The 15,225-nt window shown below is 63.1% G+C and carries 12 protein-coding genes, 1 tRNA gene and 1 pseudogene; 9 read left to right on the top strand and 5 right to left on the bottom strand.

From position 1 onward, the window contains the following. Positions 1–305: 305 nt before the first annotated feature. Together ACVOLI_RS04410 and ACVOLI_RS04405 are read left to right on the top strand one after the other, a co-directional pair. A pseudogene (locus ACVOLI_RS04410) lies at positions 306–788 on the top strand (transposase); the annotation flags it as partial. 222 nt (positions 789–1,010) lie between these two features. Further along, the gene (locus ACVOLI_RS04405; protein ID WP_481533708.1) at positions 1,011–1,763 is read left to right on the top strand and encodes a transposase; all 753 of its coding nucleotides are present in this window, start codon (positions 1,011–1,013) and stop codon (positions 1,761–1,763) included. A gap of 295 nt (positions 1,764–2,058) precedes the next feature. On the opposite strand, the gene ACVOLI_RS04400 is transcribed toward ACVOLI_RS04405, so the two are convergent. The 4 genes from ACVOLI_RS04400 to dtd all read right to left on the bottom strand — a co-directional run bounded on the left by ACVOLI_RS04400 (position 2,059) and on the right by dtd (position 6,112). Beyond that, complete coding sequence (locus ACVOLI_RS04400; RefSeq protein ID WP_481533677.1) at positions 2,059–3,243, bottom strand: tyrosine-type recombinase/integrase; 1,185 nt, start codon at positions 3,241–3,243, stop codon at positions 2,059–2,061. A 180-nt stretch (positions 3,244–3,423) separates the two neighbouring features. Next, positions 3,424–3,499 (bottom strand) — tRNA-Ile (locus ACVOLI_RS04395). Positions 3,500–3,730: 231 nt separating this feature from the next. Then, complete coding sequence (rpoD, locus tag ACVOLI_RS04390; RefSeq protein WP_303747752.1) at positions 3,731–5,578, bottom strand: RNA polymerase sigma factor RpoD; 1,848 nt, start codon at positions 5,576–5,578, stop codon at positions 3,731–3,733. 93 nt (positions 5,579–5,671) lie between these two features. Further along, positions 5,672–6,112: a D-aminoacyl-tRNA deacylase gene (gene dtd / locus ACVOLI_RS04385; RefSeq protein WP_282268068.1), complete on the bottom strand. Its 441-nt coding sequence runs from the start codon at positions 6,110–6,112 to the stop codon at positions 5,672–5,674. 63 nt (positions 6,113–6,175) lie between these two features. Between dtd and ACVOLI_RS04380 the strand changes: the two genes are divergently transcribed. From ACVOLI_RS04380 to ACVOLI_RS04365, 4 genes are all read left to right on the top strand, one after another. After that, complete coding sequence (locus ACVOLI_RS04380) at positions 6,176–7,096, top strand: lauroyl acyltransferase (RefSeq protein ID WP_481533676.1); 921 nt, start codon at positions 6,176–6,178, stop codon at positions 7,094–7,096. A gap of 74 nt (positions 7,097–7,170) precedes the next feature. Beyond that, complete coding sequence (ribA, locus tag ACVOLI_RS04375; protein WP_481533675.1) at positions 7,171–8,292, top strand: GTP cyclohydrolase II RibA; 1,122 nt, start codon at positions 7,171–7,173, stop codon at positions 8,290–8,292. Positions 8,293–8,495: 203 nt separating this feature from the next. Further along, the gene (locus ACVOLI_RS04370) at positions 8,496–9,002 is read left to right on the top strand and encodes a PH domain-containing protein (RefSeq protein ID WP_481533674.1); all 507 of its coding nucleotides are present in this window, start codon (positions 8,496–8,498) and stop codon (positions 9,000–9,002) included. Beyond that, positions 8,999–10,513: a PH domain-containing protein gene (locus tag ACVOLI_RS04365; protein WP_481533673.1), complete on the top strand. Its 1,515-nt coding sequence runs from the start codon at positions 8,999–9,001 to the stop codon at positions 10,511–10,513. The genes ACVOLI_RS04370 and ACVOLI_RS04365 overlap by 4 nt, the downstream gene beginning before the upstream one ends. Before the next feature lie 263 nt (positions 10,514–10,776). Here the strand turns inward: ACVOLI_RS04365 and ACVOLI_RS04360 are convergent, their stop codons facing one another. Then, positions 10,777–11,808 (bottom strand): CDP-glycerol glycerophosphotransferase family protein, encoded by a 1,032-nt coding sequence (locus ACVOLI_RS04360; protein WP_282268078.1) that lies wholly within the window; start codon positions 11,806–11,808, stop codon positions 10,777–10,779. A gap of 101 nt (positions 11,809–11,909) precedes the next feature. Between ACVOLI_RS04360 and ACVOLI_RS04355 the strand changes: the two genes are divergently transcribed. From ACVOLI_RS04355 to ACVOLI_RS04345, 3 genes are all read left to right on the top strand, one after another. Continuing rightward, entirely contained in the window at positions 11,910–12,746 is an 837-nt protein-coding gene (locus ACVOLI_RS04355) for a glycosyltransferase family 2 protein (protein WP_481533672.1), read from the top strand. Between the two features lie 195 nt (positions 12,747–12,941). Next, the gene (locus ACVOLI_RS04350) at positions 12,942–14,231 is read left to right on the top strand and encodes an O-antigen ligase family protein (RefSeq protein ID WP_481533671.1); all 1,290 of its coding nucleotides are present in this window, start codon (positions 12,942–12,944) and stop codon (positions 14,229–14,231) included. Beyond that, a complete protein-coding gene (locus ACVOLI_RS04345) occupies positions 14,228–15,142 on the top strand; it encodes a glycosyltransferase family 2 protein (protein WP_481533670.1) in 915 nt (304 codons plus the stop codon). Before ACVOLI_RS04350 ends, ACVOLI_RS04345 begins: the two co-directional genes overlap by 4 nt. Positions 15,143–15,225: the final 83 nt, after the last annotated feature.

Raw genomic sequence — 15,225 nt, 5'->3', positions numbered from 1 at the left:
ACACTGGAAGCCCACGATCGAGCACTAATCGACATGGATCCATGATCGGGCCTGTCCTAGATTTTGTGTAAACAGGTCACCAGCAGGAAACTGCCATCTGACCTGAAGACACCACGAGTTCACGCAAACATGAAGTACCCAACGATCTGCTGAGCAGTTTGTTGGCTATGCTTGCTACAGGTCTCACCACGTTCGCGCAAATCCTGCAGCACCCTCGGGGCACCCTAGATCCCGTGGCTGGCAATGAACGATGCGCGTATGAGACGCAGAAGACGCGCGTCTTCGCGGGCTCGGTCAGACACTAGATGATTGAGCCAAGCGTAGTAGCCTGCACGAGCAACACCCAGAAGTCGCTAATGTGGGATCGCTGGCAGCAGAGCGAGTCCTTGCACCAGATCGCGTCTCTGTTTGACCGTCATCACAGATCAGTGCGGAATATTCTGGCCGAGCATGGCGGCGTTCGTCCGCCGGTGCGGCGACGATCTCCGCGGGCGCTGAGCCTGGCCGAACGCGAGGAAATCTCCTGCGGTCTGGCGGCAGGGGCGTCGATCCGTGCCATCGCCACATCGCTGGGGCTGGAGCCTTCTACGATCAGTCGCGAGATCGGACGTAACGAAGGCAGAGAAGGCTACCGTGCCAGCCAAGCCGACCATGCCACCTGGGACCGGGCGCAACGCCCCAAGCCCTGTAAGCTGGCGTTGCATCGAGCCTTGGCCGCGCGCGTGGCAGAGAAGATCCAGCGGCAGTGGTCGCCCGAGCATGCGGCCGGCTGGCTCAAACGCACCTATCGCAACTTCACCGTCGGCAAGATCAAGGGGCGCCGGAAGCAACTGGAGGACAGCGTTGCCCGCTATCTAGCCGAACTGGACCGTGCAGATCGCGACCCGGCCTTGCTGCCGGAGGGCCGCGTGCCGCACCTGAAGGACAAGCTGGCCAAGCTGCATGCTCAGGTGGAGAAGTTGGACAGCATCGAGAAAGAGCTTGAGGTCTCTCCAGACCGCCAGATCTCGATGACGGATCCGGACGCGAGGTCAATGACCTCAAGCGGGCGCGCAACCGGCACCGTGGGCTACAACGTGCAAGCGGCCGTCGACGCCAAGCACCACCTGATCGTTGCATACGACGTGACGAATGACGGTCACGACCGTTCGCAGATCTCACGCATGGCGATCAAAGCCAAGGATGCCCTTGGCGCCGAACACATGACGGCGCTTGCGGATCGCGGTTACTTCAGCGCCCCGGAGATCCCGGCGTGCGAGGAGGCAGGCGTCATCCCGCTGGTACCCAAGCCGCTTACATCCAACGCCAAGGCCAAAGGTCGGTTCGACAAACGCGACTTCGTCTACGACGCAGCCGCCGATGAGTACGAATGCCCGGCGGGCGAACGGGCGATCCACCGCTTCACAACAGAGGAGAAGGGGCTGATCTTGCATAAGTACTGGTCATCCGCCTGCCCCCGTTGCCCGATCCGGAAGAAGTGCACGACTGCCAGCTACAGGCGTATCGGACGATGGGAGCACGAGCATGTGCTCGAGCGAATGCAGATGCTGCTGGATGCCAGGCCAGAAGCTGCCGTGGCACGAAGGCAGACGGTGGAGCATGTCTTCGGTACGCTCAAATCGTGGCTTGGCACGACGCCATTGCTGACCAAGACGCTATCGAAGGTCAAAACGGAGATCAGCTTGGCTGTTCTGGCCTACAACATGAAGCGGATGATCAAGATCATGGGCACCGAGGGCATGGTGCGGGCCATCGCAGCCTGAGCATCACGTTCTTTTGCTGCAGTGCTGGTTGCTCAAACTGGCTGCATCGTCGTCGCCAGCACCGCGCCCGGGAGTTTTTACACAGCCTCGGCCAGGAACGGACATGCTCCCGAATGATGGCCGGCTTCAAATCGAGGTGATTCCAAGTTCCGTTTACACAAAAACCTACACATGCTCGTTTGACGAGAGCTTCGTCGCTCGGATCCGCGCCGCGGTGCTTGCTTAGTGTTCGCACCCTCACATTCACCGACTCGATTGCGTTAGTCGTATAGATGGCCTGAAGGATCTCAGGCCTCTAGTCAGCTTTCCGATCTCGCAGCTTATCCAGGTAGTCAGCCCATCCCTGCATCATCTTCCTACGCTCTTTTAGGTGCGTCGTACGGTTGTACGCTCGCCCAAGAGGGTCTCGAACGGCATGGGCAAGCTGATGCTCAATGAAGTCTGGCCGAAACCCCAGAACCTCGTCTAACAACGTTCGAGCCATGGCTCGGAAACCGTGAGCAGTCATCATCGTGCCATCGAAACCTAGGTTTCGCAGGGCCGCATTGATCGTGTTCTCACTGATCGACTTCGAAATGCTCCGAACACTGGGAAGCACGTACTCACTGCGCCTCGAATGCGGGCGAACCTCCTTCAGAACGTCAGTGACCTGAAGTGCCAGAGGGACGATGTGCGCCGTATGGGTCTTACTGGTGGTGTAGCGCCACTCTGCAGCTTGCAGATCGATGTCCGACCAACGCGCTGCTCGGAGCTCCCCCGGGCGAACAAACAGGAGCGCGGATAGCTTCAAGGCCGCAGAAACAATAGGGGATCCCTGGTAGCCATAAATAGCCTTGAGCAACTTGGCAACCTCTTCAGGCTCGGTCAGGCTCGAGAAATGCGTCGTCTTCGTTGGAGACAAAGCACCCACAAGGCTAAGGGCAGGGTTGTTCTCGGCGCGCCCCGTAGCAATGGCATAACGGAAAACGAGGCCAGCGGCGGCCCTGGTTCGATGCGCGGTCTCCACCGCTCCGCGCGCTTCAATCTTCCTGAGCGCCTTTAACAACATCGGCGCAGTGATACTGCGGATCGGCAACTCGGCGATACCGCCCAGATCTCTCTCAAGCATCCGACGCTCGCGAACAACCGAGCCAGCACTGAGGGTCTTCGCACGCTGGAGCATCAACTCTTCGGCAAGGCTACCGAAGGTGTTACCCGCCTCTTCTTGCTTAGCAGCGCGCTCCACTTTCGCCACCAGACTCGGATCCACACCTTTTTTTACCAGTGCTCGGGCCCGATCACGCTCAGCGCGCGCCTCCGCCAGAGAGACAAGCGGATACTCCCCGATAGTCAGCATGTTGGCCTTGTCGCCGAATCGGTAGCGGTAGCGCCAGATCTTGGCGCCCGTCGTCCGCACTTCGATGCAAAGCCCATTGGCATCTGCGAGTCGAAAAACCTTGTTCTGAGGCTTGAGACTACGGAGCTTGGTGTCAGTCAGCATGTGTGTGAGTAACGCAATTGTGAGTAACGGAGGCCAGCCCCGCAATCTTACTCACACCGTTACTCACAATCCAATCGGATGTCGCCGGACGACATCGAACTAGATCGGATGAAAAACCCCTATAAAACCCTTCATTTCAGTCACTTTCCGGACTTCACTGGACTTCGCCGGACTATGAAATGGTGGGCCCACCAGGATTCGAACCTGGAACCAAAGGATTATGAGTCCTCTGCTCTAACCGTTGAGCTATAGGCCCGTAGCGACGACACAGTGTAGTGGAGCTTGCAGCGTGCGACTACTTCCCTGTGTCTGCTTTTGATGTGCGCGTATTGCGCACAGCGCAACGCCCGCGCATGGCGGCACTACTGGCCAGGTCCTGGCGGTGGTTGCAACCCGATCCACCGCCATCCGCGCAAAGAAAAACCCCGCCAAGGCGGGGTTTTTCATTCCAGCGCTTACGCGCCAGCAATCACTTGCAAGCCACCACTCACTCGATGTCGAGGAAGCTGCGCAGCTGCTCCGAACGGCTCGGGTGACGCAGCTTGCGCAGCGCCTTGGCCTCGATCTGACGGATACGCTCGCGGGTGACGTCGAACTGCTTGCCCACTTCTTCCAGCGTGTGATCGGTGTTCATGTCGATGCCGAAGCGCATGCGCAGCACCTTGGCTTCCCTCGGGGTGAGGCCAGCCAGCACGTCACGCACGGTTTCAGACAAGTTGATGTTGGTGGTGTTCTCGATCGGGGACTCCACGTTGGTGTCCTCGATGAAGTCGCCCAGATGCGAATCCTCGTCGTCGCCGATCGGGGTTTCCATCGAGATCGGCTCCTTGGCGATCTTCATCACCTTGCGGATCTTGTCTTCCGGCATGTCCATTTCCTTGGCCAGCTCCTCCGGCGTGGCCTCGCGGCCGTACTGCTGGAGCATCTGGCGGGAAATGCGGTTCAACTTGTTGATCGTCTCGATCATGTGCACCGGAATACGGATGGTGCGGGCCTGGTCGGCGATCGAACGGGTGATCGCCTGGCGGATCCACCAGGTGGCATAGGTCGAGAACTTGTAACCACGACGGTACTCGAACTTGTCGACGGCCTTCATCAGGCCGATGTTGCCCTCCTGGATCAGATCCAGGAACTGCAGGCCGCGGTTGGTGTACTTCTTGGCGATGGAGATGACAAGGCGCAGGTTGGCCTCGACCATTTCCTTCTTGGCCTTGCGCGCCTTGGCTTCGCCGTAGGCCATGACGCGGCTGATTTCCTTCAGCTCGTCCAGGCTCAGCTGGGTGTCCTTCTCAAGGTCGATGGTGGCCTGCTGTTCGGCAACGATCTGGTCCTTGACGTCACGCAGGGCCGACGACCACTTCTGCTTACGCTTGATGGCGTCTTCCACCCACTCCAGATTCGTCTGGTTGCCTTCCCACGAGCGGATGAAATCCTTACGCGGCATACGGGCAGTGATGGTGGCCAGGTGCAGCACGCGGCGCTCCTGCGACTTGACCTGGGCCATGGTGTCGCGCAGCAGGCGCACCAGCACGTCGGTCAGCGGCAGCGGCAGCTTCAGGGTCACGAACGTGGCCGAGATCTCCTCGCGCAGCTTGGCCTGGGCCTTGACGTCGCCCTTGGCGTGGGCCTTCTTGAACTTGGCCATGTCGGCGGCCAGCTGCTCCATGCGGGCAGCCACTTCCACCGGGTCCGGACCGGTCGGGCCGGCTTCTTCCTCGACGTCGTCGCCGTCATCATCTTCGTCGCCGTCTGCGTCAGCGTCGTCGCTGGTGTCTTCGGCAACGGCCGGTGCCGGCGCTTCCTCGACCAGGTCGTTGAAGCCGACGATCACTTCGGCCAGGCGCTTCTTGCCTTCCTTGTGCAGTTCGTAATCGGCCAGCACCGACTCAACGGCCAGCGGGAAGGTGCCCAGTGCAGCCTGCACCTGGCCCAGGCCTTCTTCGATGCGCTTGGCGATGGCGATTTCGCCTTCGCGGGTCAGCAGCTCGACCGTACCCATTTCGCGCATGTACATGCGCACCGGGTCGGTGGTGCGGCCACCTTCGGTGTCGAGTGCGGTAAGTGCAGCAGCAGCTTCTTCAGCGGCGGTATCATCGACTTCACGGTTGCCGGTGTTGCCGTCGCTGAGCATCAGCGTGTCGGCGTCGGGGGCAACTTCGTGGACATCGATGCCCATGCCGGTGATCAGGCCGATGATGTCTTCGATCTGCTCCGGATCGACCATGTCGTCGGGCAGATGATCGTTAACTTCGGCGTAGGTCAGGTAGCCCTGTTCCAGGCCCTTGCTGATCAGAAGCTTGATGTCGTTTTGCTGGGCAGGACGTTCGTTGGCCATGTAATGCTCGCGCCACCGGCGATTGTGAAGATGGGAACCTAGCATTATACCAGCGCAGCATAGCGCTTGCCGGGGCGGTGGGTTCGCGGCGCGCTACGGTCTGAGCAGAAAGGTTACGGGCCCATCGTTGATCAGGCTGACAACCATATGGGCACCAAAGCGGCCAATTTCCACCCCTGGGCTGTGTTTTTCACGGCAGATAGCCACCAATCGGTTGAAAAGCCGTTCAGCCTCGGCCGGCGGCGCGGCGCTGGTGAAGCTCGGACGCATGCCTGAACGGGTATCGGCGGCCAGGGTGAACTGGCTGACCAGCAGCAGCCCACCACCGGTATCGCGCAAGGAACGGTTCATCTTGCCGGCATCGTCGGCGAAAACCCGGTAACCGAGCAGCCTGTCCGCCATCCGCGACAGCATCGCCTCATCGTCGCCCGGCTCCACCCCCACCAGGGCAAGCAGGCCCGGGCCGATCTGCCCGACCACGGCATCGTCGACGGTGACCGAGGCCTGGGTGACACGTTGGATCAGGCAAAGCATTGGCAGCTCCTGCTGTGGGGCCGGGCACCATAGCACCGGGCGCCAGCGGCTAAACTTGCGGGAATGAAACCGCAATCCACCGCCAAGCTCTATTACCGCCTCGCCCGTGCCCTGACCCACCTGCCCTGGTCCTGGCAGCGGACCCTGGCCGACACGGTGGCCTGGCTGTGGCGCAGCATCAATGCCCGCGAAAGCCGGGTGACCCGCCGCAACCTGGAGCTGGTCTACCCGGAACTGGACCCCGCCCAGCGCGCGCGCCTGCACCGCGAGGTGCTGCGCACCACCGCCCGCCAGGCACTGGAAACCCTGTACCTGTGGACCCACGACCCTGCGCAGAACCTGTCCCGGCACCTGCGCGAACGCCACGGCCAACACCTGTATGACGCCGCGCTGGCGTCGGGCAAGGGGGTGATCGTGATTGCCCCGCACTACGGCAACTGGGAGCTGTTGAACCAGTGGCTGGCCTCACGCGGGCCGATCGCCATCGTCTATGCACCGCCGGAGAACCCGGTCGGCGATGAATTCCTGCAGCTATGCCGCGGCGGCGACAACGTGCGCCAGGTTCGCGCCGAAGGCCCGGCCGTGCGCCAGTTGTTCAAGGTACTCAAGGAAGGCGGCGCCACCGGCATCCTGCCCGACCAGCAACCCAAGAACGGCGACGGTGTGTTCGTGCCGTTCTTCGGCATGCAGGCGCTGACCATGACCCTGGTCAATCGCCTGGCCGAACGTACCGGCGCCACCCTCCTGTACGGCTGGTGCGAACGCACCGGACCCAACCTGGATTTCGCCCTGCACATCGAACCGGCCGAAGCCCAGATCGCCGACCCGGATCTGCAACTGGCCGCCGCTACCCTCAATGCCGGCATCGAACGCATCGCCCGCCGCGATCCTGCGCAGTACCAGTGGACCTACAAGCGCTACACACTGCGGCCGCCGGGCAGCGGCGAGCACGACCCTTACGCCACTGCCCGTCACCCGCACTGAACCTGCTGCTGCAACACTGCGTCACCCGTGCCGCTCGATTGATTCGACAGCCAACGGCCCCCATAAGGTTTCAAATGAACAGCCCCGTTTCTGCCAGCCCGTCCTACTTCGGCCAGACCGCCGCCATCCGCTGCGAGCGTGCCGCCGCCGAACTCCGTGCGGGCCGCCCGGTAGTGATCAGCGATGGCCGGCAACGGCTGGCCAGCATTGCCCTGGACAGCAGCTCGCCGGAAGGCTACGCCGCCTTCGCCGAGGCCGCGCAAGGCCGCCACTACCTGTTCCTGAGCGCAGCGCGCGCGCAGACCCTGGGCATCAACGCTGCCAACGGCATCCATCTGCCATTGGCTGATCGCGCGTTTGCCGAACTGCCTGCACTGGCCTACCTGCGCGATGCGGTCGCGCCGGCTGATGCGCAAGCCAATGGCAATGCGCTGGATGCAGCCACGGTGGAAGTGGCGCGTTTGGGCTTGCTGTTGCCGGCCATGATCTCGGTGGAACTGGACGCGGCAGGCAGCCCGTTCGATGACTGCCTGCAGCTGGACACCACCGCCCTGTACGAAGGTGCTGGCCAGGCCGGCCAGGACTACGAACTGGTGACGCGCTCGCCGGTGCCACTGCGTGACGTTGGCATGAGCGAATTCGCCGTGTTCCGTGGCGGTGTGGCGCAGCGCGACCAGGTTGCGGTGATCGTCGGCAATCCGGACATGAGCGGCATCGTGCCGGTACGCGTGCATTCGTCCTGCCTCACCGGCGACCTGTTCGGCTCGCTCAAATGCGATTGCGGTGACCAGCTGCGACGCGGCCTGCGCACGCTGAAAGAACTGGGCGGCGGCATTCTGCTGTATCTGGACCAGGAAGGCCGCGGCACCGGCATCGCCGCCAAGATGCGTGCCTACGGCTACCAGCACGAAGGTCTGGACACCATCGACGCCGATGCCCAACTGGGCTTCGGTGCCGACGAGCGACGTTATGGCAGCGCGGTGGCCATGCTGCGCGCGCTGGGCGTGCAGCGCATCCAGCTGCTGACCAACAACCCCACCAAGGTGCAGCACCTGCGCAAGGCCGGCATCGAAGTCGTTGGCTGCGTGCCGGTGACCGGCGAGATCACCCACGAAAACGAGCAGTACCTGCGCACCAAGGCCGCACGTGCCGGCCACCACCTGGATGTAGATGCGCTGATCATGGCAGCGCAGTAAGCGTTTTGGTTTTCTGTAGGAGCGGCGTCAGCCGCGAAGCTGCCGAGGCTGCAGGCCACCGAAAGGCCTGCACTCGCAGTTTCAAGGTGGGGCGTTATTGTGGGCGCCGGATGTATCTTTGGCTTCGCGGCTGACGCCGCTCCTACAACAACCAGCGGCATCGCACCTACCGCTGTACGGTCCCGGCGTTATATCGTCTGCGCATGACTGAACCTCCTGCCTTCGATACGCCGCTGCCGGACGACATCCAGTGGCAACCATTGCCACCGCGCGGCGCGCTGTTCGCCGCCACCGGTTCGGCACTGAGCATGGCCCTGCTGTTTGGCGCCGCCAGCGTGGTGCTGGTGTTGGCTACCGACCAATCGAGCTGGTTGCTGATTCCCCTGGCTGCAGCCGCAGTGGGTGCACTGCTTGGCGCATGGTTCGGCTGGCGCCGGCATCGACTGACCTTCTGGCGGCTGGACGCGCAATCGCTCGGTGTACGCCGTGGCCATATGTGGCAGAGCGAAAGCCACGTGCCGGTATCGCGCGTGCAGCACCTGGACCTGCGTCGCGGCCCGCTGGAACGCATGGCAGGCCTGGCGACCCTGATCGTGCATACCGCCGGCACCCGCATGAACACCGTCGCCGTGGCCGGACTGGCGCACGCCGATGCAGAACGCCTGCGTGATCGCCTGGCGCGGCAGCTCGACCACGACGACGCGCTGTGAGCGAACTCCCGCCCCCCGTGCCCAGCGACGAGCAACGGCTGCATCCGTGGTCGTGGCTGTTCGCCCTGCAGCAGCAGGTGCAGCAGTTCCTGCTGCCGCTGGTTGCCTTGCTGGTGTTCGGCAGCCGCCGCGATGACGACCTGCCTTACCACCACTGGATCAGTGGCGCGATCGTGGTGGCGCTGGTCGCCAGCGCGGTGCTGCAATACCTGAGTTACCGCTACCGCATCGGCAACGATGCGCTCAGCATCCGTAGTGGCATCTTCGAGCGCACCCGTCGCGAGATTCCGTTCGCGCGCATCCACAATGTGGTCGTGCACCAGAACCTGCTGCACCGCCTGTTCGGCGTGGCCGAGCTGCGACTGGAATCGGCTGGCGGCGACAAGCCCGAAGCGGAAATGCGCGTGCTCAAGCTGGCACAGGCGCTGGAGCTGGAGCGGCTGATCCGCCAGGGCGGCAGCGAAGCAGCGCCAACCGGCGACCAAGCGGACACTCCCACCGATGGTGTACTGCTGAGCCTGTCGCTGTCCGAACTGGTGCGGCAGGGGCTTATTTCCAACCGCGCAATGGTCGTTGTGGCGGCGGCAATCGGTGCGGCCTACCAACTGTTCCCGCGCCGGACCACCTCCGATTTCATCGAAGAACAGGGCCGCCACGCCTTCGGCTATGCCAGCCAGCTGCAGCTGGGCACGCTGACCATGGTCGCTACCGGCCTGCTGCTGCTCGCCTTCGCGCTGGTCCTGATGCGGCTGCTCTCGGTGGGCTTGGCCATCGTGCAGTACTACGGCTTTCGCCTGAGCGAGGCCGACCGCCGCCTCACCGTCGAACGCGGTCTGTTCACCCGTGTGCGCAGCAGCGTGGCGCGCCGTCGCATCCAGGCCTGGACATTGCGCGAAGGCGCGTTGCATCGGCTGTTCAAGCGCCGCCAGCTACGCGTGGACATCGCCAGTGGCGGCCAGCAGCAGGAACAGGACGGGCGCGCGCTGAAGGAACTGGCACCGCTGGCAACGCCCGCTGCCTGCGACGGCCTGTTGCAGCACCTGCTACCGCAGCTGCAATGGCCGCCCACCCAATGGCTGCCGGTAAGCACCCGCGGCTGGTGGCGCTTGTGCCTGCCGGCGCTGCTATTGATGAGCCTGCTGTCTGCACTGCTGGTATACGAAACCGGCAGTGCATGGGGCCTGCTGCCGCTGCTCTGGCTGCCATGGTCGGCGCTGAAGGCGCACCGCCAGGTAAGCCGCATCGGCTACAACATCGACGCGCAGCGCGTGGCCATTCGTGGCGGCTGGTGGAACCGCTGGTGGCGGGTAGCCGAGCTGGACAAGTTGCAGGCCCTGCGACTGGATCGCTCACCGCTGGACCGGCGATTCGGCACCGCGACACTGACGCTGGATACCGCTGGCGCAGGTGGCGCGCCGGCCTTGCAGCTGCGCTTTCTGGAAGAAGCGCAGGCGCGTGCGCTGATGGCGCAGCTTGAGCGGGAGATGGTGCGGCGCAAGTTGCGCTGGTGATGGCAACGCGTTTTCCTCTCCCGCAAGAGAAGAGGGGCTTGGAGCAGCCCCGTAGCCCGGGTAAGCGCAGCGCACCCGGGAAGCGGGAGGCGCGCCAAAGTCTGGCAACGGAAAACCAGCTTCTCCAGAACCAGCATCAGGCGTGAAGCCGAATCACCGAATTGAGTCCTCTTCCCGGGTGCGCTGCGCTTACCCGGGCTACACCCATGTCGCTGCAACCTGACTTCACCCCCGGCATCGTGGCCAGGCGAAACTGCTGATCCTCAAACCCGCGCCGGGCCCCAATAGCCAATGCGCTTGCGCAGCTTGATCTTGCGCCACCAGTTGCGCGGCTTGGGCTTGCGGTTGCGGCCGCCCTTGGCGATGAAATCATCGATCGCCTGCAGGATGCGCTCGCTGGACTGGCCATCGCGATAAGGGTGCAGCTGATCGGCAAACTGGCGCACCGCGGCCATCAACTCCGGCGGCCGCGACAAGGCGGTACGGATCGCACCCTCGAACTGTGCAGGGTCATCGATGTCCAGCAGCTGCGGCCCGGGCCGGCGGTTCTTGAAGGTCACCACCGGCTTGTAGGTCAGCAGGAACTCATTGAGCGCCGAGGACGTGTCCGAGCACATCATGTCCACCTGCGGGAACAGGTCCAGGATGTTGTCGTCGTCTGCGAAGCGCAGATACGGGCCTTCCAGCGCGCGGTACTTGGCGGTGATTTCCGGGTCCATCTTCGGATGGAAGGTGACGATCCAGCGCCATTCGCCAGTCTGCGACAGCCGCTTGATCTCGTCGTACAGGATGCCGGCAGCGCTCCAGGACGGTGAGAAGGTGGAGTGGTACAGGATCACCGGTGGCTCGCGCACGGGATCGGGCTCGTCCTTGAGCTGGCTCATGAACGGGTCGATCTTCGGGAAGCCGGTTTCCACCACCGAAAAATGTCCGGTCTTTTGTGCCAGTTCGGAGAACGCGGCGGTATCACGCGGGCCGGTGGTGCAGTACAGGTCGAAGAAGCCACGGATATAGATGTGGCGCGGCTTGCCCGCGTCAAAGCCATGGAAGGTCTCGACCTTCACCCCGGGGAAGAAGTGCGGCACCGCGTTGGACGAGGTGATCACAGCACAGGGGTTCCACGCACGCACCTGCTCTACCGTCAACAAGGTCTCGTCGGCGGTCAGATCACTGGCGCCGGGGCCATCGAAGAACCATGCCGCCTCATCACCACGTGCGCGGATCGCCGCCTGCAGCGGGCGGAGGATGGCCAGCGCATAGCGCTCGGACCCGTACAGCAGATAGTGGCGTGGCACGGTGGGGAACTCCTGAATATCCCGGATATGCCGAAATTATCGCATCGCCAGTGGAAGCCGTCGCTGCTAGGCTTTGCCCGATCCCCCGTGCCAGACCCCGCATGCCCAGCCCAAGCACCACCCTGCCCGCCCAGCGCCCGCGCCTGTCGGCCTGCATCATCGCCTTCAACGAAGCCGACCGCATTGGCGACTGCCTGGCCTCGCTGGCGTTCTGCGACGAAATCGTGGTGGTCGACTCCTTCTCAAGCGACGCCACCGTCGCCGTGGCCGAAGCCGCTGGCGCCCGCGTGGTGCAACGTGCGTTCACCGGCTTCCGTAGCCAGAAGGCGTTCTGCGTGGAACAGGCCAGCCACGACTGGGTGCTGTGCCTGGACGCCGATGAGCGGGTAAACCCGGAACTGCGCGCGGCCATCGAGGCCGAGCGTGACGCAGGCTTCCCCCGTGCGGTCGGCTACCGTTTCGCACGCTGCTCGGAGTACTTCGGCCGTTTCCTGCGCCATGGCACCGCCTATCCGGACCGGGTACTGCGCCTGTTCGACCGCCGCCACGGCGGCTGGCGCGGCGATCGCGAAATCCACGAAGCCGTCTCGCTGGACGGCCCGGCCGCCCTGCTCAAGGGCGACCTGCTGCACCACCCCTACCGCAGCTTCCTGCAACTACTGGACAAGAAGCAGAAGTACGCGCGGATGATGGCCGAGCATGAGTTCGCCAAGGGCAAGCACGCCAGCCTGGGCAAGCTGATCATCGCCCCGAGCTGGCGCTTCATCCGCAGCTACGTGGTCAAGCGCGGCTTCCTGGATGGCTGGCCGGGCCTGATCGAAGCCTTCGTCAGCGCCAACTACGTGCGGCAGAAGACCATCATGCTGTGGCTGCTGCAGAACGGGCAGCCGTTGGTGACGACATCAGCCAACACCGGCGTCGACAAACCGCTTGACTGAACGACTGCCTGCCTTGCTGAACGTGCAACAGCATGCACCATGAACACGTGATTGGGTTCGTTGAAGATGCAGGTTGGCACCGCTAGAATTCATCGTTCTACCGACTGGAAATCAGACTGGTTGCCCGGTGGCCGTTCTGCTGTCACTGCCACTTTCCCAGCGGCGTATCCACGCCCAACCGGTGTGATCCATCACGTGAATCAGTTGTCTGCGGTCCAATCTCCCCCGCTGTTACAGGCACTGCGCAGCCGGCTGCTGACGGTTGGCCAATGGTGCGCGGTGCTTACGCTGTTCGCTGCCCCCCTCAACAAGCCCGCCACCAACATCCTGCTGGGCTTGAGCCTGTTGTGTTCACTGGCTGGTACGGACCTGCTTGCACGCTCGCGCGCCGCGCTACGTGAGCCAGTGGTCCTCGGCTTCCTGGTCTGGTTCAGCGTTTTGTTCGCCAGCGCGCTGCATGCATGGATTGGCTCAGATGCCCCTGCGTTTGGCGAAGCCTCGATGTGGGGCTGCCTGTACCCGTTGCTCATTGCCAGCCTGCTGCGCGATTCACGCTGGCGCTGGCGTGCATTGGCAGCATTTGCTGTCGCCGCCGGGCTGGTGGTGCTGATCTCCTACCTGATGCAGTTCGGCCTGGTACCACAGCGTGCGGTGGCTGAAATCCAGCCGTCAATGCGCAATACCGTGTTCAAGGAATACACCCAGCAAGGGTTGGCCAGCCTGATCCTGATGTCGATGCTGGTGGCTGTGGCCTTCAACAGCAACGAGCGGGGTTTACGCATCGCTGCACTGATCGCAGCCGCTGTCGTACTGTGCAATGCGGTGCTGTTGATCCAGAGCCGCACCACCTACATCGTCCTGCTGCCACTGCTCGGCTATTGGATCTACCGACTGGTTGCGCACCGCTTCAGCGGCTGGCGCACGTTGATCATCAGTACCGGCCTGGTCGTCGTCACCATCGGCGCACTGTGGTCCACACCCAGCATCCGCGAACGCATGCTGAGCTCGATCACCGAGGAAGTGGACAGCTATCTGGTCGCCCAGGAGCCTACGTCCAGCGGCATCCGCCTGTGGCTGTGGCAGCAAACCCTGCCGATCATCGCCGATGCCCCGGTGTTCGGACACGGCCTGAACCAGTGGGAATCCATCTACGTGGAACAGATGCGTCTCATCCCGGGCTCGGCACCGTTCATCACCGGTCACCCGCACCAGGAAGCCCTGCTCATCCTGGCCGAGGAAGGCGTGGCTGGCCTGCTGGTATTCGCGGCGCTGCTGCTGGCCTTTGCCGTTCATGTCAGCAAGCTGCGCGATCCGCAAAAGGGTATCTTTGCCAGCATCCTCATCATCTATGTGGCCGCCGGCCTGGCCAATGGGCTCTGGAGCAACTTCACCCACCGCCATGTTTTCATGCTGCTGATGGCCAGCATCCCGCTGGGCAGCTTCCCTTGGCATGGCATCGGTAGAGCGCGCGAATCCACGCCATGAGCCGCAGTCCGCCGTTTGATGAGGTGACCATTGTCTGCGTCACCTACAACAGCTCGGCTCATCTGGAGGCGATGGCAAGCACGCTCGCCCCGTTCCCGCATGTGGTCATCGTCGACAACGGCAGCTGCGATGGCACTGCCACCCGGATCGCGGCACGCATTCCACATGCACGGCTGATCACCCGTACCAGCAACGCCGGTTTTGGCGCCGCCAACAACCAGGCAATGGCGACCGTGCAGACGCCGTTCGCCCTGTTGCTCAACCCGGATTGCGTCATCGCCCCGGCCGACCTGCAATGCCTGCTGGACTGCATGCGCGACCACCCCCAGGCCGGCGTGGTTGGCCCCCAGAACTGGCGCAGCGAAACCGTTCCACAGATCTCGCACCGCCAGGCATTCTTCAGGCCGGGCACGAACAGTACGTTCACGGTGCCTGACAAGCTCACCGCCGCCGAGTGGATTCACGGTTGTTGCCAATTGCAGAGGACCAGTGCATTCCGGGAGATCGGCGGCTTCGACGAAGCCTTCTTCCTTTACTACGAAGACGATGACCTGTGCCTGCGGATGGCCAACGCCGGCCATCAATGCCTGCTGCAGCCGGCTGCACGCGCCTTCCACAAGGGCGGCGCTTCTTCGGCACCCAGCGTGCGCACCGACTTCATCAAGCGCTTCCACTATGCACGCTCACGCCAGATCGCCATACGCCGCTACATGGGCACTGGCGCAGGGCGGATGCATCTGGCCAAGCTGATGGCAGCTGCAGTGCCAGCGGTGCTGGTTTACAGCCTGCTGCTGCGTCGGCGCGATGTGATCAAGTGGGCCGCATGGGGAACGGCGGCATTTTCTGCTGCCTTGGGGTTGGACCTGGTGCCAGGGTGCGGCAAGCCCGCCACGCGTCCGATCAGCGACTAGCACCTTTTCCACGCCAATACATCCCAACCAAGGGCACAGATCGTGGCAGAATGTGTTGCCAGCTGGGCATTGAACGCCCATGC

The organism is Stenotrophomonas sp. STEN029, assembly GCF_056760015.1.
Note: the sequence above shows the minus strand (reverse complement) of the source record. Positions and strands in the feature narration are given on the sequence as shown.

Excerpts from the sequence above, each read along its gene's own strand:
- ACVOLI_RS04405 (WP_481533708.1), top strand. The coding sequence starts at position 1,011 with ATGACGGATCCGGACGCGAGGTCAATGACCTCAAGCGGGCGCGCAACC.
- ACVOLI_RS04400 (WP_481533677.1), bottom strand. The coding sequence starts at position 3,243 with ATGCTGACTGACACCAAGCTCCGTAGTCTCAAGCCTCAGAACAAGGTT.
- rpoD (WP_303747752.1), bottom strand. The coding sequence starts at position 5,578 with ATGGCCAACGAACGTCCTGCCCAGCAAAACGACATCAAGCTTCTGATC.
- dtd (WP_282268068.1), bottom strand. The coding sequence starts at position 6,112 with ATGCTTTGCCTGATCCAACGTGTCACCCAGGCCTCGGTCACCGTCGAC.
- ACVOLI_RS04380 (WP_481533676.1), top strand. The coding sequence starts at position 6,176 with ATGAAACCGCAATCCACCGCCAAGCTCTATTACCGCCTCGCCCGTGCC.
- ribA (WP_481533675.1), top strand. The coding sequence starts at position 7,171 with ATGAACAGCCCCGTTTCTGCCAGCCCGTCCTACTTCGGCCAGACCGCC.
- ACVOLI_RS04370 (WP_481533674.1), top strand. The coding sequence starts at position 8,496 with ATGACTGAACCTCCTGCCTTCGATACGCCGCTGCCGGACGACATCCAG.
- ACVOLI_RS04355 (WP_481533672.1), top strand. The coding sequence starts at position 11,910 with ATGCCCAGCCCAAGCACCACCCTGCCCGCCCAGCGCCCGCGCCTGTCG.
- ACVOLI_RS04345 (WP_481533670.1), top strand. The coding sequence starts at position 14,228 with ATGAGCCGCAGTCCGCCGTTTGATGAGGTGACCATTGTCTGCGTCACC.